At 52.5% G+C, this 20930-nt stretch carries 17 protein-coding genes; 5 read left to right on the top strand and 12 right to left on the bottom strand.

What is annotated here, in order from left to right:
• Nucleotides 1-323 precede the first annotated feature (323 nt).
• Nucleotides 324-2351 (top strand): reprolysin-like metallopeptidase, encoded by a 2028-nt coding sequence (locus ACW73I_RS14285; RefSeq protein ID WP_458030064.1) that lies wholly within the window; start codon nt 324-326, stop codon nt 2349-2351.
• Nucleotides 2352-2422: 71 nt separating this feature from the next.
• Here the strand turns inward: ACW73I_RS14285 and ACW73I_RS14290 are convergent, their stop codons facing one another.
• The 3 genes from ACW73I_RS14290 to ACW73I_RS14300 form a co-directional block, all read right to left on the bottom strand.
• Entirely contained in the window at nt 2423-2671 is a 249-nt protein-coding gene (locus tag ACW73I_RS14290; protein WP_458030065.1) for a hypothetical protein, read from the bottom strand.
• Between the two features lie 57 nt (nt 2672-2728).
• Entirely contained in the window at nt 2729-3328 is a 600-nt protein-coding gene (locus ACW73I_RS14295) for an HAD family hydrolase (RefSeq protein WP_458030066.1), read from the bottom strand.
• A gap of 127 nt (nt 3329-3455) precedes the next feature.
• Nucleotides 3456-4472 (bottom strand): DUF6635 family protein, encoded by a 1017-nt coding sequence (locus ACW73I_RS14300; RefSeq protein WP_458030067.1) that lies wholly within the window; start codon nt 4470-4472, stop codon nt 3456-3458.
• A gap of 1063 nt (nt 4473-5535) precedes the next feature.
• On the opposite strand from ACW73I_RS14300, the gene ACW73I_RS14305 reads away from it, so the two are divergent.
• Nucleotides 5536-6156 carry a hypothetical protein gene (locus ACW73I_RS14305; protein WP_458030068.1) on the top strand — a complete coding sequence of 207 codons (621 nt, stop codon included), beginning with the start codon at nt 5536-5538 and terminating at the stop codon, nt 6154-6156.
• 121 nt (nt 6157-6277) lie between these two features.
• Here ACW73I_RS14305 and ACW73I_RS14310 read toward each other — a convergent pair whose 3' ends face one another.
• From ACW73I_RS14310 to ACW73I_RS14350, 9 genes are all read right to left on the bottom strand, one after another.
• The gene (locus ACW73I_RS14310; protein WP_458030069.1) at nt 6278-6430 is read right to left on the bottom strand and encodes a hypothetical protein; all 153 of its coding nucleotides are present in this window, start codon (nt 6428-6430) and stop codon (nt 6278-6280) included.
• Between the two features lie 273 nt (nt 6431-6703).
• A complete protein-coding gene (locus ACW73I_RS14315; protein ID WP_458030070.1) occupies nt 6704-7159 on the bottom strand; it encodes a YaiI/YqxD family protein in 456 nt (151 codons plus the stop codon).
• A 174-nt stretch (nt 7160-7333) separates the two neighbouring features.
• A complete protein-coding gene (locus tag ACW73I_RS14320) occupies nt 7334-7687 on the bottom strand; it encodes a hypothetical protein (RefSeq protein WP_458030071.1) in 354 nt (117 codons plus the stop codon).
• 95 nt (nt 7688-7782) lie between these two features.
• Nucleotides 7783-8466 (bottom strand): TSCPD domain-containing protein, encoded by a 684-nt coding sequence (locus ACW73I_RS14325; protein WP_458030072.1) that lies wholly within the window; start codon nt 8464-8466, stop codon nt 7783-7785.
• Between the two features lie 119 nt (nt 8467-8585).
• Complete coding sequence (locus ACW73I_RS14330) at nt 8586-10736, bottom strand: adenosylcobalamin-dependent ribonucleoside-diphosphate reductase (protein WP_458030073.1); 2151 nt, start codon at nt 10734-10736, stop codon at nt 8586-8588.
• 327 nt (nt 10737-11063) lie between these two features.
• Nucleotides 11064-15281, bottom strand: a complete 4218-nt coding sequence (locus ACW73I_RS14335) for a DEAD/DEAH box helicase (RefSeq protein WP_458030074.1) — start codon at nt 15279-15281, stop codon at nt 11064-11066.
• A gap of 83 nt (nt 15282-15364) precedes the next feature.
• Nucleotides 15365-16252 carry a succinate--CoA ligase subunit alpha gene (gene sucD / locus ACW73I_RS14340; RefSeq protein WP_458030075.1) on the bottom strand — a complete coding sequence of 296 codons (888 nt, stop codon included), beginning with the start codon at nt 16250-16252 and terminating at the stop codon, nt 15365-15367.
• Nucleotides 16253-16261: 9 nt separating this feature from the next.
• Nucleotides 16262-17494, bottom strand: coding sequence for a malate--CoA ligase subunit beta (locus ACW73I_RS14345; RefSeq protein ID WP_458030076.1), 1233 nt, complete (start codon nt 17492-17494; stop codon nt 16262-16264).
• A 126-nt stretch (nt 17495-17620) separates the two neighbouring features.
• Nucleotides 17621-18574 carry an HpcH/HpaI aldolase/citrate lyase family protein gene (locus ACW73I_RS14350; RefSeq protein WP_458030077.1) on the bottom strand — a complete coding sequence of 318 codons (954 nt, stop codon included), beginning with the start codon at nt 18572-18574 and terminating at the stop codon, nt 17621-17623.
• Nucleotides 18575-18787: 213 nt separating this feature from the next.
• Between ACW73I_RS14350 and ACW73I_RS14355 the strand changes: the two genes are divergently transcribed.
• From ACW73I_RS14355 to ACW73I_RS14365, 3 genes are all read left to right on the top strand, one after another.
• Nucleotides 18788-19954: an aminotransferase class V-fold PLP-dependent enzyme gene (locus tag ACW73I_RS14355; RefSeq protein ID WP_458030078.1), complete on the top strand. Its 1167-nt coding sequence runs from the start codon at nt 18788-18790 to the stop codon at nt 19952-19954.
• Between the two features lie 321 nt (nt 19955-20275).
• A complete protein-coding gene (locus ACW73I_RS14360; RefSeq protein ID WP_458030079.1) occupies nt 20276-20527 on the top strand; it encodes a type II toxin-antitoxin system Phd/YefM family antitoxin in 252 nt (83 codons plus the stop codon).
• On the top strand, nt 20524-20784 hold the full coding sequence (locus ACW73I_RS14365; protein WP_458030080.1) for a Txe/YoeB family addiction module toxin: 261 nt from the start codon (nt 20524-20526) through the stop codon (nt 20782-20784). The genes ACW73I_RS14360 and ACW73I_RS14365 overlap by 4 nt, the downstream gene beginning before the upstream one ends.
• The last annotated feature ends 146 nt before the right edge of the window (nt 20785-20930 follow it).

Consider the following 20930-nt stretch of genomic DNA (forward strand, 5'->3'; position numbering starts at 1 on the left):
GGAATGTTGATAAATCCTGAGTATCGAAACTTAGCGCGAACCGACAAGGGCTTGATAGCTGTTGGCGACAGCTGCGCAAAAAGCGTTTATCGCTAGTCAGCGAGATGTCCGAAAATGCGAACGAAGAATGATTCGCTTAGATCCTTCCCACTTTAGCCGCCGCGAATTCGCACCAATCATAAAGAATGACAGAACGCGTTAGTCGAGAGCGGGTATTCACCGGAACTGTGCTAGACTGGGAATGTTAATTATATGAACAATCTTAACCTTGCATCTCGCCACGATTGGTGTATTTGCATGGGTCTTATGCGACGGTGGCCGTGATGAACTCGAAATTTTCCGGAACAATCAACCGTGCGGTTTTGCTCACCGCAATCGTACTCAGTACCGATGCCGGCGCAAACGTGAACGAAGCGTGGATAAAGGAACAACCTCACGCTATTTATCATGTAATCAAACAAAAAACGCTGCTGGAGGCTGCCAACCTAATAGCCAATAGAAGCGGCATTACCTTTAAGATTAACGCCGATTTGGAAAATGACGTCATCACGAAAAAACTGGCTGCCGATAATTGGCAAATGGCTTTATCCCAATTGTTGGACCAATACAATTACACGACAGAGTCGGAACATAACACCGTAAAGAAAGTGCTAATCACTAGCCGGCATGAAAACGGAAATACCTCGGCAAATCAAAACATCGGCAAACCGGCGCTTATCATGGTCGAACCTAATTTTGCCGCCAAACTCCCCGGCCGATACAAAGACTTCGCCGCCGGTTCGGTATTTCCCGTAAAGCTGCCGATCGATCGGTTACATAGCATTCCTTTGGGCGGAGAAGTGACGCTGGACCTTCCAATCGGACAATACCAAGTCAAACACGATAATCTGGTCGAACATAACAATGAAAATTCCACTTGGATAGGCTATTTAAATGACGAAGGCAAAGGATATAGGATATTCCTTTCGCAAGGCGAAACCGGCATCATAGGCAATATTTATACGCCGGACGGCGCCTACAACATTGAAACGACCGACGGTGAAACGGTCATAGTCGACATCGGGAATTCCGGCCTGGAAAACGCCGGCTTTTACCATGATGAGGCCGAAACTTCCGATGAAGCGGTTGATTCGCCGGAAAATAGCTTTCAGATGGGCGACAAAATAACGAAATTGGAAAACGCCGCAAGAAAAGCGCGCGCCAAGGCTAACGCTTTAGCGGCAGAAGTCAAGCAGCTATATTCGAAGTATTTGCAAACCATTAAACCCAATCAGGATGCTCAAATTCATGTCGACCGTCTTCGAGCTATAGTCGAGAATACAAAAAACAAATTCTCATTTGCTAAAGCCGCGCTAAAAGAGTCGAGCAAAAACGCCGAGCTCAAACGCAACGTTTCAACGCTAAAGGCAATTTACAGCGCGCAAAAATCCGAGTTCAAAGCGGCGCTAAAGTCGTTTAAAGCAATAAACAAAAACATGCTGTCGCTCAAGAAGGCCTACGACAAAAAGCAAGCGCGAGCCAAAGCCGCCGAGGCAAAAGCGCAAACGCTGGAGGCCGAATATTCGACTATGCGGCCGCCATCTGCGGCAAGCGCTTCCGATCCAGGCGCGCAGACCGATACGGTCGTCGATTTAATGGTCTTGTACACACATGTCAATCAAACACCCGGTTACGCAAAACAGCGCATCCAATATTTGGTCGACGTATCCAACCAAGCCTATAAAGACTCCGGAATCAACATGAGCTTAAGACTGGTACATACTCGTCAAACCAGTTATCCGGAATCCGGTGCCAACGCTAAGGCACTTGGAGACTTGGCGGCTGGCAAGGGCGCATTTTCCGACACTGCGTCGCTTCGAAATCGATATGGCGCCGATTTGGTCGTGCTATTCAGACCGCTATATGCAAATAGCACGGAAAGTTGCGGAATCACCTATGTCGGTTTCGCCAAAGGAGGCAACGCAAATCCAAGTCTAGGCTTCAGTACCGTTAGCGATGGTTATTCAAGAGACGCCAAATCGAATTACTATTGCGACACCAATACTTTTACCCATGAGATCGGCCATGCCTTTGGCAATGTGCACGACCGGGAATATAGCGACTTCGCCGGTAAATTCAACTATTCCTACGCTTGGGGCATCAACGGAAAATTCGGCACCGTCATGAGTTATTACGGTCCGTCCGTCATGTTGTTTGCTACTCCGAATTTAAAAACCCAATGCGCGGGCACCGCATGCGGTTTTCCCGAAGGCCATGCTAACGCATCCGATCAAACGAGGACGACCAATTACACCGCACCGCTGGTCGGCCGCTATAAGCCTACCAAAGTAACAACCCCCGTCATTCAATGACGATCGATGGGCTTCCGTCGAATACTCGGATTTGCAACATATCCGTCAAACAAATAACGCATCCCGGTGCTTTATTTGTTACAGGCCTGCCGCGGCAAACAAGGCGTGTGATCTTTACCGGCTTCACGATTGCAATCGTATAGGCGTTCCTGGTAACAAATCGCGCAACGGTTCAGCCTGCGCAAATAGCGGCAATACGCCGTCATGACTAAATCGTTGAGACGATTACGTTTCGAGTTACTTTCGTTAGAGAAAGTATATTTATTGATCAATAACGCATAAAGTTTACGCGCTTGGTCGATTAAGGTGTCGTTATCCATGCCAAGGCCTATAAGGACTGACCATTACGTTAGCATATTCTAATATTTAATAAATAATTAAGATAGCAGTCTTTTAACTTGCAATAGCCGTTTCAGCGAATTAAATCCGTCGACCTGATAAGCGATCATACCGAACTCTTGAGCGCTGGCAACGTTGGCGGCGCAATCGTCGAAAAAGTAAACTTCTTCCGGAGTGACTTCGCATTCCTTTACCGCCAAGGCAAATATTTCGCGATCCGGCTTTATCGCGCCGATCAGATGCGAAAACAAGCTGATATCGAAATTCGCCTCAATATCGTCGAATTGCGACCAATGCAAGGGATTGGAATTGCTTAAGCAGCCGACTTTGTAGGATTTGCGCAGTTCTCGCAGGGTTTCGCGCGCACCGGGAAAGAATTTCCGGGGCCAGGACGCGAATTCTTGCAAAAACGCTTGCGGCGTAAGCGTCAGTTTCCACTCGGCGATAAACCGTTCGGCAAAGTCTTCCGGCGAGATTTCGCCGCGTTCGAACCGCCGTACCGGCTGCGACTTCAACCAGCGCATTTTGAGATCGCTATTTTGATCGTGATCCGGCAATAAGCGCTTCAGGCGCTCGAACATCGAACTCTCGATTAATACACCGCCCAAGTCGAACAATAACAATGCAGGACTACGCATCACCCCCCCTTTTTTTCACAGGCCGATAAGGCCGATTCGATGCGGAACGTGTTGCGCAATATCCTAGAAAAAGAATGTGACCCTAATATTTCAACCGGGCGTGTTCGCTTCGGCAATTTTGCAAAGATCAACTACGCGTAGCCAGCCTCAACAAATCCAAAATGTCGAAAATCCGGCCCAGGTAGATTTCATCGATGCCGTATTTTGCTTCGGGCTCGCCTTTAAGCTCGGCCGCCAGCACGTCGATGAATCGGTAGAGCCGCTTTTGATGTAATCCCAATTTGGTCTGCAAAGGGTCGGCGATAATGCCGGTAAACGCGCTAATCACGCCCAAAGCCGCCATGACCGCGCCAGTGACCGCAACGACCAGCCCGGCGGACGCTGTGACCGGAAACAATCCGTAATACCAAGCACCCAAGGCCGGCCCCAGCCAGAACTGGGCTATTGCGATCTTTTGCGCAATAGCCGTTGCCGCCGCCGCACCGGCGGATAAGGCGCCCGGCATGGTTTGCTGCAAGGCCGCGTAACTTGAACACAAGGTAATGATATTGCCGGCAATTTCCGAGGCGGCGGCACGGCTGCCGGCATAGGTTTGCAGATTGAGTTCGAGCTTGCGCCGAAAGTCCGGACGGGCGGCGTTTCGCAGGATTTCGTTCAGATAGCCGTCGATCAGCGTCGCCAACTTGGCATCCTGCAAAATGGCTTCGAGTAAAGCATCCTTAGTCGATGTTTTGGCCTCCTGCCGAAACGGTAACTCCAGCAACTCGGTATAAATCAACCAAACGACTTCCTTTTGCACGTCGGTTTGGAATCCGCTCGGCAAGCGTTTTAGACGTCGCGCAATGTTTACGGCACCCATTTTATCCAACAGAAAAGCGCCGGCTCTGGTCGCGGCCAAAGGCAGCAACCATATGACGTTCAGAGGCGCCTTGTATAGGTCTTTGCCCAATGCCTTACGATGCAGGCGCAACGTACCGCGAAACAAAAAATGCTCCGCCACGAAGGCCGGCACCTTGGCCTTTCGGTCTTTAATATAACGTTCGATGCCGGCATCGACGGCGTCCCGAATCAGCCGGCGCTGTTCAGCCGAAAGCGAAGGGATGGCCTTTGTATCAGTCGGTTTATCCAAATCCGGCAAGTTCATGCACCATCGTCGTCAAAGCGTTAACAGGCACTCGATTATCAATGAAAATTCGAAGAATGACACCGTCTAAATTTTATTAGCGTTGGTTAAAAAGCGTTCTTGCGAAACCGAAGAAAACGATTGCCGGGGTTATCTAACGCCGAACCGCAGGCAATTTTCCGATTCCTGCCTTAATAAGCGCCCGCGACTTCGCGGGCATCATTTTCGATGACCCTATAGATTCCGCCTTGGAACATATGAGCTGAAGACGAGTCCATATTGGCATTTGCACTTATTCGAGGATAATCCGTATGGGTTTCGCCACTTTGAGTAAACTGTTTCTCTTCTTATTATGGCCGGTCATTTTTCTGGTGATCCTTTACTACCACGACAAGGACAAGTTTAAACAACGATTGAAACACTTTAAATTTAAGGATTGGTAGACCCAACAACAGGCCGGGGTCTTGTCTAGAACAATCCGGACTTTCTCAATTGCCGCCGCAAACAGAAATTCACGCACTGATTGCCCGAGTCAGAGCCGATTTAAATGCTGCCAAGTTCGGACGGATATTTAAATTCACTCCGGCTCAAGAGCCGTCTAGATAAACCCCGAACCATCGGTCACGGTTGGAACAGCGGCGATTTCCTCCTTATCTGATTCGCGGTATGACCATTTCTCGGTGTCGATGCATCGATTAACCGAATGCCATTTGAGGCACACTCAACCAAAGGAGAGGAACACGCTGAATGGGTTAACTTACCTAAAATAAATCCCAATTTATGGTATTTAACATAGTTAAATATTTTCCAGGTAGTCATGTCGCGGCAATGTCTTGATTTAGCGGTTTAATATAGTAAGGCACTAAAATTGCTGATAAAAAGTCGCAGCGAATAGATCGATTTCGGGTTAGCACATCGCGCCATTTCCGTTCTGTTAAAAACGGCCGGCAGGAAACTCGTCGACTTATGCATGGTGCGTGCTTATCCAGCTGGGACGCTAGTTGACTATGTCGACGGCGTGCGTACATTTCGTTTCACTATCAAACATTTTTAATTTATGAAATACATTAATAAAGCGAAACTCATGCTTAAAATTGCGGCCGTAACCGTGAGCATGTACACGCCATTGGCCGGCGCATCGACGATTTCAACCAATTTGGGAACCCTAAGTTTGCCGTTCGGTATTCTGACCAGCGACAACGCCCTCGCAGGCAATTCTTCATTCAGTGATTATTGGAGCTTTACGATCGGTTCCAATGCATTTTTTGCCGGTTCCGAAGTTTCAACAGTAATAACTGAAACCAGCGAAATACCGGGTTACGCCGCAACATCGATCAGCGGCACCGCTATCTCCTCTTTACAATTGTTTAACGGTGTCGGGACTTCGGGTGCATTGATCGCCGAAGCCCTAAGCACCACAAACCTATCCGATCCATATTATCCCTTTGGTTCCACGATTCCGATCTACCGGACAACGGATACCTATAACGCGTTTTTGAACAACGTAAGCCTTAATGCAGGCACTTATACGCTTGCCGTCAACGGACAAGTTTTTGGCGATGCTGCAGGTAGTTTTTCCGGCAGCTTCTCGTTAATTCCAAACAATAGCCAGCCGGCAGCGGTACCGCTTCCGCCGACCATATGGTTGTTGGGAAGCGCCTTAGGAGTACTATCGTTCAGAACCCGCAAAAAGAAGCCCGCTTAATAGCGATATTTGCGCAAAGAGTTCACATCATGCAGCCGGAAATGCCAGCGCGTTTGCCGGCTTCTTAGCGTTTTTAGCCTCGTCGAATAGCCGGCGGCCTTAGCAAGGCATCACCGAAAGCCTATTCAGGTTTCTGGTTGGCTTTATACCACCAAGTGCCGGCCGCAACCGTTACACCGGCTATGAACAGCAGCATCAACGTAGGATGCTGATATAAGGCGTCGAAAAAGGCCCCGACCGACTTTGGCATGCCCCGATAACAAATAGTCTCCATAATTTCTCCCGAATATTCTAAAACACACGCCTAGCATATTTCCGAAACGCGGGTTTGTCTAGCCGATTGCCGGAAACGCATTCGGACCGCCGGTAAATTGGGCTGGAAGGCGAAAATCAAGAATGGTTTTCGTCGCGAAAGTATCGCGGTTGCCGTTCCTCTAACCGTCGCTAAATTCGGCTTCGCGGCAGCGGATCATCAATTTTGCCGGTTTTAAATTCCGCGTGGGCACATCAACCGTGCCCACCCTACCCGGCTACGACCCTACGCGGGCTAGTGGTTACCGGCATAGCGGGCCAAAAATCGATCCAGTTGATTGGCAAAGTTTTGAATATCACGCGAACCCAACGCCGCCGGCCCGCCGGTCTCGATGCCGCTGGCGCGCAGGCCTTCCATAAAATCGCGCATCGCCAAGCGCTCGCCGATATTCTCCCGGCTATAGGCTTCGCCGCGAGTATCGATGACATGCCCACCTTTGGCGACGGCCTCCGCCGCCAACGGAATATCGCCGGTGACGACCAAGTCGCCTGCCGCCATGCGTTGGATGATCTCGTTATCCGCCGCGTCGAAACCGCCGGCGACGCGCAGCATGCGAACATAACGCGAAGGCGGCACCGATAAATTTTGATTGGCGACCAACGTCGTCGTTATTCGACAACGCTCCGCCGCACGAAACAGAATATCCTTGACCGCCTTGGGGCAGGCGTCGGCGTCGACCCAGATTTGCATGGTGTGTGAGTGTGAAGTTAAAAGCTGCTTGTTTTGGGTGTCGCTGCCGCGACTGTTATGCCGGTTCGCGGACCGGCGTTAAATTAGACTTCACAATAGCGAACCCATTGAAACAAAGATATTTCAATTAAAACATGCGTCCGATTACACAGATTCTAATCGGACCTACGCGGGCTAAACCGACGCCAAATTGTCCCACCTTAACAACTGAGCGGTCCAACGATGCCAAAAACAACATTTAAAAAAATGCTGTGGTGCATCATTACGTGAAAAACCTTCGGCTATCAATAATTCATTTCGACACAATCCATCGACAACACGGTATATTGCGGGTTCGTCCTTTTCAATCAACAGCCTTTGTCTCTGGTATATTTGCCAATCTGCTTCGTTATCGGCTGGTCCGCTGACCATATAGATTTCCAGATTAGCAAAACGCTCTCGCAAATCGCCATGCAGATTCGCACGTTTGGAATAGCCAATTACCATATCCAGTGAAGCTAATAATGCTGCAAATACGCTGATACCCATCAACCAGGGCCGTAGGGCGCATAAGCGATAGCGTCATGCACCAATTCTTTTAATGCCATCCGGCGGAAGGCGCTCCGCTTTTCCGCCCTACGATATCACCCGCACTTACTTTCCCCGCAATTCAAACAAGTCATGCAGCCGTCCATCAACACCATGGCCTTGGTGCTGCATTTGGGGCAAAGTATCGCTTGTTCGGGGAATGCGTTGCCTTCCGATGCGCCGTGCTGGGCTTCGAATTCGCGGCGTTTTTCTTCCAGGAATTGTTTGTGATGGTCGCTGAGCTGCTCGGATTTGATCATGCCGATGTGTTTCAGGTGCGATTCGATCGCGTGGCCGATTTCGGCCACCAACGAAGGCATGAATACCCCGCCTTTCTTGAAATAACCGCCGCGCGGGTCGAACACCGCTTTTAACTCCTCGACCAGGAAGCAGGCGTCGCCGCCTTTGCGGAACACGGCCGAAATGACCCGGGTCAGCGCCAATACCCACTGGAAATGCTCCATGTTCTTGGAGTTGATGAAGATTTCGTAGGGCCGGCGTTCCTCGTGGGCGGTGCCCTGATTCAGGATCATGTCGTTGATCGTGATATACAAGGCATGCTCCGATTGCGGGGTCTTGATCTTATACGTCGAACCCAGCAAGACTTCGGGCCGCTCGACGTTTTCGTGCATTTCCTCCAGCGAGGGCTTTTCCGCTTCGGCCGGTGCCGTAGTTTCGGTGTTGTCTTTGGTCAGCACTTTATAGCCGACGATTTTTTTGCTGATTTTGTGTAGGGTCATGTCTGTGTCTCGTATTCGGTGTAGGTTGGGTTTCGCAGGGCATAAACACTAAACGTAACCCAACGGACGGCTTTCGATCCCGGGTTACGCTACGCTAACCCAGGTTACGTTTTTTAGCATTAAAACTTACCGTAATAGCCTTCCTTCAACGCATCGAACAAATTGGCGGCAGTATGCACTTCGCCGTCGTATTCCACTTCTTCGTTGCCTTTCAGTTCGATGACGTGGCCGTCCTCCAGCGTGAACTGGTAAGTGGTGTTTTCCAGGTCTTTTTCCTTGACCAACACCCCCTGGAACACTTCGGGGTTGAAGCGGAAGGTGGTGCAGCCTTTGAGACCCTTGTCGTAGGCGTATTCGTAGATGGACTTGAAGTCCTCGTACGGATAGTCGGTCGGCACGTTGGCGGTTTTCGAGATCGAAGAGTCTATCCATTTTTGCGCGGCGGCCTGAATGTCGACGTGCTGCTTGGGCGTAATGTCGTCTGCCGAGATGAAATAATCCGGCAATTGCTGACCGGGATCGTCGCTATACGGCATCGCATTGGCGTTTATCAATTGGCGGTAGGCCAGCAATTCGAACGAAAATACGTCGATCTTTTCCTTGGACTTTTTGCCTTCGCGGATCACGTTGCGCGAATAGTGGTGGGCGAAGCTCGGCTCTATGCCGTTGCTGGCGTTGTTGGCCAAGGACAGGGAAATCGTGCCGGTCGGCGCGATCGAGCTGTGATGGGTGAAGCGGCAGCCGGTCTCGGCCAATTCCGCGACCAATTCCGGTTCTTCCTTGGCCAGCCGCTGCATATAGCGGCTGTATTTGGCGTGCAGGATTTTGCCCGGCACCTGGTCGCCCAGCTTGAAGCCGTCGGCTTTCATTTCCGGACGCTTGTGCAGCATCTCGCCGGTCACGGTGAACATCTGCTCCATGATAGGCGCAGGCCCTTTTTCCTTGGCCAATTCCAGACCCGCTTTCCAGCCTTCGACCGCCAATTCCTTGGTGACCTGCTCGGTAAAGGCCAGCGATGCTTCGTCGCCGTATTTCATGCCCATCATCGTGATAGTCGAACCCAGGCCCAGATAACCCATGCCGTGCCGGCGCTTGCCGAAAATTTCGTCGCGTTGTTTCTCCAGCGGCAAACCGTTGATTTCGACGACGTTGTCCAGCATCCTAGTGAAGATGCGGATGGCTTTGCGATAGGCCGCCCAATCGAAACCGGCATCTTTACCGAAGGGGTTTTCGACGAAACGGGTCAGATTGATCGAACCGAGCAAGCAACTGCCATAGGGCGGTAACGGTTGTTCACCGCAGGGATTAGTGGCTCTGATGTTTTCGCAGAACCAGTTGTTATTCATCTCGTTGACTTTGTCGATCAGGATGAAACCCGGTTCCGCATAGTCGTAGGTTGAAGACATGATGATGTCCCACAGGCGGCGGGCCGGCATGACTTTGGCGATGCGGCACGCCACCAAGCCGTCTTCGTTGACGACATAGCCTTTTTTATTCGGCAAATCGCGCCAGACGATCTTGCTACCGTCGTTCAAGTCCAGTTTGTCGGTCTTGACTTCTCTTTCGGTCACCGGGAAAGACAAAGGCCATTGGCCGTCGTTTTTGACAGCCTCCACGAACTCGCTGGTAATCAACAGCGACAGGTTGAATTGACGCAATCGGCCGTCTTCGCGTTTGGCCCGAATGAAATCGATCACATCGGGATGCGCGACATCGAAGGTCGCCATTTGCGCGCCGCGGCGGCCGCCGGCCGAAGACACGGTGAAGCACATTTTGTCGTAGATATCCATGAACGACAGCGGGCCCGAGGTATAGGCGCCGGCGCCGGACACATAAGCGTCACGCGGACGCAAGGTCGAAAACTCGTAGCCGATGCCGCAGCCGGCTTTCAGGGTCAGACCGGCCTCGTGGACTTTGGCCAATATGTCGTCCATCGAATCTTCGATGATGCCGGATACGGTGCAGTTAATCGTCGAAGTCGCCGGCTTGTGCTCCAGCGCCCCGGCATTGGATACGATGCGGCCGGCCGGAATCGCGCCCTTGCGCAAGGCCCACAAGAATTCCTTGTAATATTGCTCGCGCAGGGCTTTGGTGCCCTCCACTTCGGACAGCGCTTTGGCTACGCGTTTATAGGTATCGTCCATGGTCGCGTCTATGGCCGTACCGTCTTTGGTCTTCAGCCGATATTTACTGTCCCAGATGTCCAGAGAGGCGCTTTGCAGCGGAATTTCAGCATTATGTGGCGTTACAACTTGAAGTTTTGCGGTCATTCTTAAGTCCCTTGTTAATAGTATGGCGAAATACTAGGCCTTTAGCTGAATAAATCAGCCTACGGCATGGATCAACGGTTTATACGCGACAAAATCGCTACAACGACGAAAACACCGTATCTAGTGATTTTTAAAAATATTAACACAATATATTGTGTTGTCTAGAGGGGGTTGCGGCAAAAAACCGCTTGACTTTCCTTAATATTTTTCAAGTCAAAGGCTTAGCCTCGACATTTAATTTGGCGCTAAAGAAATACAGCGAATGCTAAGAAATATAGAGATCGCCGGCGCCAAATCCAGCCGAAATATCTAACGAAAAAGCAAATCCTATTGCTCGGTTTTCATTAAATTCAGCAAATCGTCCGCCGACATCTTGCCGCTGATGTCGGCACCATCCAACAAGCTATCGGCCAAATCGCGCTTATGGTCATGCAAGGCGACGATTTTCTCTTCGACGGTATTTTTAGCGATCATCCGATAAATGGTCACGGGCCGTTGCTGGCCGATGCGATGAGCGCGGTCGGACGCTTGATCTTCCACCGCCGGATTCCACCACGGGTCCATGTGGATCACATAGTCGGCCGCGGTCAGATTCAATCCTACCCCGCCGGCCCTGAGGCTGATCAGAAACAGCTCGCCTTCTCCGCGCTGGAATGCATCGACCCTTTGTTGACGCTGTTTGTTCGGCGTGGAACCGTCCAGATATTGATAGGCAATACCGCGCTGCTCGACAAATTCTTTGATCAATTGCAAATGATCGACGAATTGACTAAACACCAAAGCCTTGTGTTTGTTATCCAGCAACTCATCGACGATTTCGCCGAACGCGGCTAACTTGCTGCTAGGCAACGCCAGATCGGCATTGACCAAACGCGTATTACAGCAGCTACGCCGTAATTTGGTAATTGCCGCCAAAATTTGCAGGTGCTTGGCACCGGCCGCTTCCTCGCTACTGACCAACATGGCCAGGCTGTCACGACGCAGAGCCTCGTAAAACGCGGTTTCTTCCGGGCTGAGTTCCACGTAAATCGGAATTTCCGTGCGCGGCGGCAGTTCCTGCAGCACTTGGTTTTTTGTACGGCGCAGAATGAAGGGCTGTATCAGTTTCTTCAGCTGATGCTTGGCCTGCATATTCTTTTCCCGCTCGATCGGGCCGGCGAAACGTTTATTGTATTGTTCCAGCGAACCGAGCAAACCGGGATTAATGAAACGAAATAGATTCCAAAGTTCGCCCAAATGATTTTCCAGCGGTGTACCGGTCATGATCATTTTGAAGCCGGCCTGCAAATTCATGGCGCCTTGCGAACGACGGGTAGCGATGTTCTTGATCCATTGCGCTTCGTCGAGCACTACCGTGCCGAATTCGACCTGCGCCAGCATCTCGGCCAATTGCTCCTGCTGCAACAAACCGTAACTACAAACCAAAAGATCGAACGGCAGCAAATTATCCAACAATTGCCGGCGGTCGCCGCCGCCGAGTATGATCGGATTTAAAGTCGGCGCGAAACGCCGCGCTTCATTCTCCCAGTTCATGCAAACCGAGGTCGGCGCCACGATCAAGCTAGGGCCGAGCGGCGCCCGCTCCACCAGCAGCGCCAGCCCTTGCACGGTCTTCCCCAGCCCCATATCATCGGCCAAACAGGCACCGACGCCCCATTGAGCCAAGCGCGACAACCAGCAATAACCGTCCATCTGATAATCGCGCAATTCGGCCTGAAACGTCGACGGCACCTTGGGTTGATAGTCGCGGGCCGCTTGCAAACGTTGAATATGTTGTTGCCAATGTTTGTCGGCTTTAAAGCCTTCTTCATCCTGCCAGTCTTCCAGGGTCAAAGCGGCCAAAGGGCTCAAGCGCACTCTCTTGCCGCTGATGTCGGCATAAGCTTTTAAATCGTCCAAGCGGCGGCGGAATTCGTCGGTCAAGGCGATGAATTGGCCGTCTTTCAGTTGCAAAAAACGTCCTTGCCGCTGGTCTAACAAGCCCAATAGCTGCTGCATGTCCAAGACGGTCTCGTCATTGATTTTCAGCTCGCCTTGCAACGCAAACCAGTCGTTGTCGCGTTTGATTTGCACGCCGAAGCCTTTACCGCCGGTTTGACCCAAAACCTTGAAACGCACGCCTTCCGGCCACTCCAATAGGACTTGTTCCGCCGGTAGGGACTGAACTTGTAGCAAGAGTTCCAAACAGGCCTCCGGATGCTCCAGCAACCAATCGCCGGCCGCATCGCGCTCGGCGTCTTGTAACGCCCCGCACGCGTCGATTACCGCTGCGGCAAGCTGCTTCTCGCGTTTAAAGTCACGTTGCGCCTGTAACCGCTTGCCGTTGATTTCAGCCAATACACTTTCCCCGCCGTGCCCGGCCTGGAAATAGGCGCCGCCGTCCGCGAACGGGCGCACCAACAGAGCCACGCGCAAACCTTCGCCGTGAGGCAACAGATGAAGACGAGGCGTGGCGTCGGCCTCGACCTGTTCCGCCGTGCTGGAACTGCCGCCTATATCCGAATGCACGGTCAGCAGGCCCGAAATACTGGTCAGGGTCTGCAGGACTTTCTCTTGCGCGGAAACCGGCACCTCCAGCCCGCTCGGCCCCAACACCCCATAGACCGTATGATGGTCGGCGGTATATTCCACTACCCGCAGGCGGGTCGGCGTTTCCTTGATGACCTGAAATTTCTCTTCTCGGCCCGGAGCGGGTTCCAGGCTAATCTTGATCTTATCGTCGCTCTGTCTTTTGACCCGCAATTCCGCTTCGCCTCTAACCACCTCCACCCGTACTTCGGGCGCATCGGCCCAAAACAACAAGGGCTGACCAATCAGCGCTTGCGGCAAACCGCTATCGAATTCGAAATACGTGCCGCCGCCGTACCAACCGGAATCGCGGTATTCCTTGATATGCGCGCAAAGCTTGAGATCGTGCTCGCTGAGGTAATCAAAACCGTCCCGCTCTTGCGCCAGCCGCTTCAAGGCTACCGCCCTTCCCTTGCTCCATCCGCCTTTGATTTGTTGCTTTTGTTCGCGTGGTTCTATTTTGATACGGCCGTACTCGTCAAAGCTCAACAGCCACGCCAAGCGCGTCGGCTTCTCGTCGCGTGAAGCACCGGCCGTGGTCTTATCGGCGACGGGTAAATTCAGCAAGGCGTCCAAAGCCACTTCCCAATCCGCTCGGACGACAAACAAATCGGCCAATGCGATACGACCTTGGTTGAAGAAGCTCTGATCCCATTGCGCCGATTTCGCACTCTGCAAGCGGCTAAAAACTTTTGCCAGTTCCGCCGCAGGCCAACGATAGCCGTTGTTCGTCAAATGGGTATAGAGCTGTTGATCGACCGCCTCGACACGGCTGGCGAAATCGGCTTTGCACCAACCCTGCATCAATAGCAACAACACCGGCTGCAATATCGACGTATGATGCACGGTGTCGGGTACGCCGCTATCGCGAAATCCGCTGTAAACCCGATAGTTCATAGGAATGTTGAGCAAGATATCGCGAGCGGCCAGGTCGCCTTGCTGATACCGCAGAAAAAACTGAATGTATTGGTAAATCCCGCTCCAATAACTATCCGTTTTGATAGCCTGATTTAACAAAGCGACCAACTTGGCGCGCGCTTTGGCGTCGTTCGTTTTCAAGATCGCCAGCGGATAAAACACGCCTGCCAATCCGTAAAAGTAAGCCGCACGCCGACCGCTCAGTTTCCTGAGTAAAGCTAAGGCTTTTTCGAAACGACTGACAGCTTCGTAAAAATCGCCGGCAAGACATGTCAAGGTTGCCTCAATCGCCAATAGCTCGGGATCTTCGACGCCTTTCAATAAAGCGGATGCCTCTTCCCATTCGCCGCGCAATAATTTCAATTCGAGGTACAGGCGAGAAAAAATCGGATCGTCCCGCTCTTCCCCATCGGCCAACTGCTGCTCAAAGAAGACATCCAAATCGGGCTGCCGATATAAATAAATCGTTTGATGCAATGCAGCATATTCAGCCAACTCTTTTAAGATCAAACCGTGGCGCCTTTGAAACCAGGCGACGTCCAACGGATTCAAAAACCATGACAAATACAAATCAACGTGACTGGGCAAGCCGCCCGGATAGCGCCCGCCCAATTCCAGACAGGCCTGCATTTCCTGATAATTGCCACGGTGAAAATAAATACGCGCTTCGCGCACGCAATCTTCGGCAGTGTTATAGCGATAATAACCTTTGCCCGCCGGATTCAGCGCCAGTACTTCCGCGGCGTACATTTCGAATTCTTTGTCGGCTATCAACTGCCGGGTAATGACTTCAACCAGCGCGCGCGAACAGCGGGTGCCCCCGGGACGCACATTCTCTTCCAGCAGGCCTTCCGCAATCAGCGGCCGCAGTCTGGCCTTGACGGTTTCCGATTTCAATATCCGGCTGCCTTCCTTGATACCGAGGTTGGCCAACATCTTGGCGATATTCGTCAGCGAACAATAGCCGTGATATACCGCCAGCAAATTGACGATAACTTGTAAATCGGCCGGTAAGGCGAGATAGGCTTGAAGCAATTTAGCGCGTTGCGGATAAGTCATACGATGATCAAATTACGACTTGCACGTTAACGAAAATAAAAAAGCCCGCCTGTGGCGGGCTTACGCATTGGCAATGTTGCCGATTACAGCTTGGCCAAAACCTGGGCGACGGTCTCCCCCATTGCCGAGGGCGTCGGTGCAATCGTCACGCCCAATTCTTTCAGCATTTCGACTTTTTCCGCCGCCGATTCGCCGGACGAGGAAATGATCGCACCGGCATGGCCCATACGGCGGCCTTTCGGCGCGGTCAAACCTGCGATGTAGGCCACGACCGGTTTAGTCATATGCTCTTTGGCGAACATGCCGGCTTCGACTTCTTGCGGACCGCCGATCTCGCCTATCATCAGAACCACTTTGGTTTCCGGGTCTTGTTCGAATCGCTCGAAAATGTCGCGGTGCGAACTGCCGTTGATCGGATCGCCGCCGATACCGACCGAGGTCGAGATGCCGATACCCAAACGTTTCATTTGATCCGCCGCTTCGTAACCCAATGTACCCGAACGGCCGACGATGCCGACGTTACCGGGTATGTAGATATGACCCGGCATGATGCCCAGCATGGATTTTCCGGGGCTGATGGTGCCGGCACAGTTAGGCCCGGTCAGCACCATGCGCTGTTCTTTCGGAAAGCGGCGCAAGAAATTCTTGACCTTCATCATGTCTTGAGTCGGGATGCCGTCGGTGATCGATACACAGTATTTGATGCCGGCGTCCGCCGCCTCCATGATCGAATCGGCCGCATAAGCCGGCGGGACGAACACGATGCTGGCTTCGGCGCCAACCTGTTGAACGGCTTCTTTGACGGTGTTGAATACCGGTCTGCCCAAATGGGTTTGACCGCCTTTGCCGGGTGTGATGCCGCCGACCACGTTGGAACCGTAGGCTATCATTTCCTGGGCGTGGAAAGTGCCGATTTTGCCTGTGAAACCTTGGACGATGATGCGGGTGTCTTTATCGATGAAAATTGCCATGTCGTTTCCTTAACCTTGTGTTGCGCCGGACACGGATGTCCCAGTGTCGCCGGAAGCAGGATGCTGTAAGCGACCCACAACTTGATTACGCGCTTCGACCGCTTTCTCGGCGGCTTCCGCCAAGGTCTCGGCCATGATGATGGGTAGGCCGCTGTCGGCGATGATCTTGCGGCCTTCCTCGACATTGGTACCGGACAAGCGCACGATCAACGGCACTTGCATGTCGATTTTTTTAACCGCCTGCACCACGCCCTCGGCGATCCAGTCGCAACGGTTGATGCCGGCGAAGATGTTGACCAGCATGGCTTTGACGTTTTTGTCCTGCAACACCATGCGGAAGGCTTTTTCGGTGCGCTCGGGCGAGGCGCCGCCGCCGACGTCCAAAAAGTTAGCCGGTTCGCCGCCCGCAAGTTTGATCATATCCATGGTCGCCATCGCCAGACCTGCACCGTTGATCATGCAGCCGATGTCGCCGTCCAGGCCGACGTAGCTGAGCCCTCGGTCGGCCGCCGCCATTTCGCGCGGATCTTCCTGGGTTTTATCGCGCAGTTCGGAGATGTTTTGCCGGCGGAACAAGGCGTTGTCGTCGAAGCCCATTTTGGCGTCCAGCGCGACCAGTTCGTCGTGACTATTGATGACCAAGGGATTGATTTCGACCATGTTGGCGTCCAAGTCGCGCATGGCCCGGTAGCAACCTTGAATCAATTTGACTGCTTGCGGCACCAAGTCGGCTTTCAAGCCTAACGCAAAAGCCATCTTGCGCGCTTGGAAGTCCTGCAAGCCGACCGCCGGCTCGATGTAGATTTTTTTGATCGCTTCCGGATTGTTTTCCGCCAGCTCTTCGATCTCCATGCCGCCCTGCGACGAACCGACCATGACGATACGTTCATGCGCGCGGTCGATCAGCAGGCTGAAATACAGTTCTTTAACAATCTCGGTACCGGCTTCCACGTAAAGGCGCAGACATTGTTTGCCGGCCGGGCCGGTTTGGTGTGTCACCAAACGTTTACCCAATAAAGACTCAGCGGCTTCGCTGACTTCGTCGTGGGTCTTGCAGATTTTGATGCCGCCTGCCTTACCGCGCGCTCCGGAATGAATTTGGGCCTTGACCACCCAAACGTGACCGCCTATCTCCCTGGCGCGCTGTACCGCGTCTTCCGGACTGTAGGCCAAGCCGCCGGCGGCGATTTTTACGCCGTATTCCGACAGCAGTTGTTTTGCTTGGTACTCATGAATGTCCATGAATTTCTCTCGTCGTATTAACAATGTAGGTTGGGTTTACCGGACCGGCATAAAAGGCGTCAGCCCTAACCCGCCACGAAGGCTTTCAAGCCCGGGGACGCTACGCCGACCCGGGCTACGTTTGGTTTATTTACTTTTCGCCGCTATCGCTTCCGCCATGCGCACTACATTGTTAGCCATGCGCTCCGACGCGGCATCGATCAAACGGCCGTCTAGGGCCGCAGCCCCTTTACCCTGGGCGGCGGCTTCCTGCAGGGCCGCCAGAATGCGTTTGGCTTTTTCGACTTCGGCAGGCGGCGGCGTGAATACCTCGTTGGCTAACGCGATTTGCGAGGGATGGATCGCCCATTTGCCTTCGCAACCCAAGGCGGCTGCACGGCGGGCGGCGGCTTTGAATCCTTCCGGGTCTTTGATATCGCCGAACGGACCGTCGATCGGGCGCAAGCCGTAGGCGCGGCAGGCCACCGTCATGCGGCTGATCGCGAAATGCCATTGGTCACCCGGATAATCCGGATTCAAGCCGCCGATGTTGACGGTGCGGGCCCGGTTGCTGGCGGCATAATCGGCCACGCCGAAATGCAGAGCCTCCAATCGGCCGCCGATAGCGCCTTGTTTGGCGATGTCTTCGACGTTGGCCATGCCCAATGCGGTTTCGATCAATGCCTCTATACCGATTTTGTTCGTGAGGCCTTGCTGCATTTCCAACTGGTTCAACATGGCTTCCACCATGTAAACGTCGCCGTAAACCCCGACTTTCGGAACCAACAAAGTCTTGATCTTGCCGCCGGCCTGCTCGACCAAGTCGACCACGTCGCGCACCATATATTGGGTATCCAGACCATTGATGCGCACCGACAAGGTAATGCCGTGGCCTTCCCAGTCCAAATCATTGATCGCTTGAATGACGTTTTTACGCGCCTGCAGCTTGTCGTCCGGCGCTACGGCGTCTTCCAAATCCAAAAACACATAGTCCACACCGCTTTTCAAAGCTTTTTCGAACATTTCCGGGCTGGAACCCGGTACCGCCAATTCGCAGCGTTGTACGCGAGGGGTATTGGCTACATATAAAGTGTGGCTCATGCAATATTTTCCTTCAATGGGTAATCGGATCGCTACAAATCCGATTCTGATAAGTAATAAAGAACACGACATTTTACTTTCAGGGCACCTAATGTCAAATTGCGCTCCATTAACCAGGCTATTAACCGAACGGAAACAACTTGCCGAAAACCGGTAATTATGACAACATCCCGCGATTTTTAGACGATTAATCAAATTCAAAGGAGAAACCTGATGGCGGGTCGCAATCACTTATTTGTTCCAGGTCCAACCAATACCCCACACGAAGTGCTGAGCGCCATGCATGTCGCCATGGAAGATCATCGTTCGCCGATCTTCCCCAACTTACTGAAACCGATTCTGGAAGACTTGAAGAAAATTTTCCGTACCGAAGCCGGCCAATGCTTCACCTTTCCAGCGACCGGCACCGCGGGCTGGGAAGTCGCGCTGACCAACTGCCTGAATCCCGGCGACAAGGTGTTGATCTATCGTTTCGGCCAATTCGGCCACCTGTGGGCTGCCGCCGCCAAGAATTTAGGCTTCGACGTCGAAGTACACGAAATCGAATGGGGCAAAGGCATTCCGTTGGACCACCTGGAAGCCCGCCTGAAGGAAGACGCCGCCCACACCATCAAAGCGGTGCTGGCCACCCATAACGAAACCTCGACCGGTGTCACCAGCGACATTCCAGGCGTGCGCAAAGCCATGGACGCCGCAGGCCACCCTGCCCTGCTGTTCGTCGACGGCGTCAGCTCGATTGCTAGTATCGATTTTCGCATGGACGAATGGGGCGTGGACGGCGCCATCAGCGGCTCGCAAAAAGGCTTCATGCTGCCCGCCGGCCTGGCGATTCTGTGTTTCAGCCAAAAAGCCTTGGCCGCCACCGAAACCAGCACCTTCCCGCGCTCCTTCTTCTCCCTGAGAGACATGGCCGCGTCCAACAAAGACGGCTACACCCCGTACACCCCGTCTACCCCTATGCTGCACGGCCTGCGCAAAGCCTTGGATTTGTTGTTGGAGGAAGGCCTGGAAAACATCTATGCTCGTCATCACCGCTTGGGCGAAGGCGCACGCCGCGCGGTAGCAGCTTGGGGGTTGAAAATCTGCGCTCAACCCGGTTTCGAATCCGATACCGTAACGGCTGTGGTCGTGCCTGCCGGCAAAGACGCACGTCACGTCATCGCTACCGCCTACAACAAATACAATATCTCGCTGGGCGCCGGCCTAACCGAAGTAGCCGGCAAAGTGTTCCGCATCGGCCACATCGGCGACATGAACGAAGTCTCCATGCTGGGTGCGATCGCCGGCGTGGAAATGGCGCTGCTGGACAACGGCTTCGACATCAAAGCCGGCAGCGGCGTCGGCGCCGCGGTCGAGTATTACCGTTCGGCGGTCAAATAAAGCCACGCCTGACCAGGCAGCGAAAAAGGCGCCGAACGGCGCCTTTTTCTTATCGTCAACGACCATCGTTTCAAAGGTCGCCAGCAAACTGTCACTCGGCGAAACACCTCTCAGCTTACGCCTTACCAGAGTTAGAAGGCACAGTGACAGCCGCTTTCCAAACTTCAAGGTTGATTTCTGAATAGCCGGTTTATTTCATAAATAGCTCGTCTAACACCCGATGTAACCCGTTTAGCGGTGCGAAGTCGGATTGACGTGCCGGTTATGTGCCTTTATATTAATGGTACAGTTTTTTGTACAGCCTTGTTTTGAGAGATTATTATGGACGCCATAAGCTACACCGCCGCACGCGCTAACCTGGCAAAAACCATGGAAAAAGTCTGTAATGATCACGAGCCTGTGATTATTACCCGAAAGCGGGAATCTCCGGTAGTAATGATTTCACTAGAGGATTTCCAGGCCATGGAGGAAACCGCATATTTGTTGCGCTCCCCGGCAAACGCCAGACATTTATTGGAATCTATAGCTGAACTTGAATCCGGAGGCGGTACTGAACGTGAGTTAATTGAATGAAACTTACTTTTTCCAGCCAAGCCTGGGAAAACTACCTATATTGGCAGAAAACCGATAAAGCCATGCTTAAACGAATTAATGCTTTGATTAAAGATATTCAACGCGCGCCGTTTGAAGGAATTGGCAAACCCGAGCCTTTGAGGCATGGTTTGTCTGGTTATTGGTCTCGGCGAATTAACGATGAGCATAGGCTTGTTTACAAGGTTTTAGACGATCATATTTTTATCGCGCAACTTCGCTATCATTATGAATATTGATGCTTGTAACGTAGAGGTAGCGCAGGTGAGTACATTGACCGAAGCCGGTGCAGTTTATTAATCAAAACCGCCTTAACAGGCTGTTGATTTTATCGCCCCCGCAATCCGCATTGATTCGCTGAGCCAGCCGCTAGATTAACTTATAA

It is taken from the genome of Methylomonas sp. MgM2 (assembly GCF_054172045.1).

Coding starts and splice junctions, on each gene's coding strand:
- ACW73I_RS14360 (WP_458030079.1), top strand. CDS start 20,276: ATGGACGCCATAAGCTACACCGCCGCACGCGCTAACCTGGCAAAAACC.
- ACW73I_RS14345 (WP_458030076.1), bottom strand. CDS start 17,494: ATGGACATTCATGAGTACCAAGCAAAACAACTGCTGTCGGAATACGGC.
- ACW73I_RS14330 (WP_458030073.1), bottom strand. CDS start 10,736: ATGACCGCAAAACTTCAAGTTGTAACGCCACATAATGCTGAAATTCCG.
- sucD (WP_458030075.1), bottom strand. CDS start 16,252: ATGGCAATTTTCATCGATAAAGACACCCGCATCATCGTCCAAGGTTTC.
- ACW73I_RS14335 (WP_458030074.1), bottom strand. CDS start 15,281: ATGACTTATCCGCAACGCGCTAAATTGCTTCAAGCCTATCTCGCCTTA.
- ACW73I_RS14310 (WP_458030069.1), bottom strand. CDS start 6,430: ATGGAGACTATTTGTTATCGGGGCATGCCAAAGTCGGTCGGGGCCTTT.
- ACW73I_RS14315 (WP_458030070.1), bottom strand. CDS start 7,159: ATGCAAATCTGGGTCGACGCCGACGCCTGCCCCAAGGCGGTCAAGGAT.
- ACW73I_RS14355 (WP_458030078.1), top strand. CDS start 18,788: ATGGCGGGTCGCAATCACTTATTTGTTCCAGGTCCAACCAATACCCCA.
- ACW73I_RS14365 (WP_458030080.1), top strand. CDS start 20,524: ATGAAACTTACTTTTTCCAGCCAAGCCTGGGAAAACTACCTATATTGG.
- ACW73I_RS14300 (WP_458030067.1), bottom strand. CDS start 4,472: ATGAACTTGCCGGATTTGGATAAACCGACTGATACAAAGGCCATCCCT.
- ACW73I_RS14285 (WP_458030064.1), top strand. CDS start 324: ATGAACTCGAAATTTTCCGGAACAATCAACCGTGCGGTTTTGCTCACC.
- ACW73I_RS14295 (WP_458030066.1), bottom strand. CDS start 3,328: ATGCGTAGTCCTGCATTGTTATTGTTCGACTTGGGCGGTGTATTAATC.
- ACW73I_RS14305 (WP_458030068.1), top strand. CDS start 5,536: ATGCTTAAAATTGCGGCCGTAACCGTGAGCATGTACACGCCATTGGCC.
- ACW73I_RS14320 (WP_458030071.1), bottom strand. CDS start 7,687: ATGGGTATCAGCGTATTTGCAGCATTATTAGCTTCACTGGATATGGTA.
- ACW73I_RS14325 (WP_458030072.1), bottom strand. CDS start 8,466: ATGACCCTACACAAAATCAGCAAAAAAATCGTCGGCTATAAAGTGCTG.
- ACW73I_RS14290 (WP_458030065.1), bottom strand. CDS start 2,671: ATGGATAACGACACCTTAATCGACCAAGCGCGTAAACTTTATGCGTTA.
- ACW73I_RS14350 (WP_458030077.1), bottom strand. CDS start 18,574: ATGAGCCACACTTTATATGTAGCCAATACCCCTCGCGTACAACGCTGC.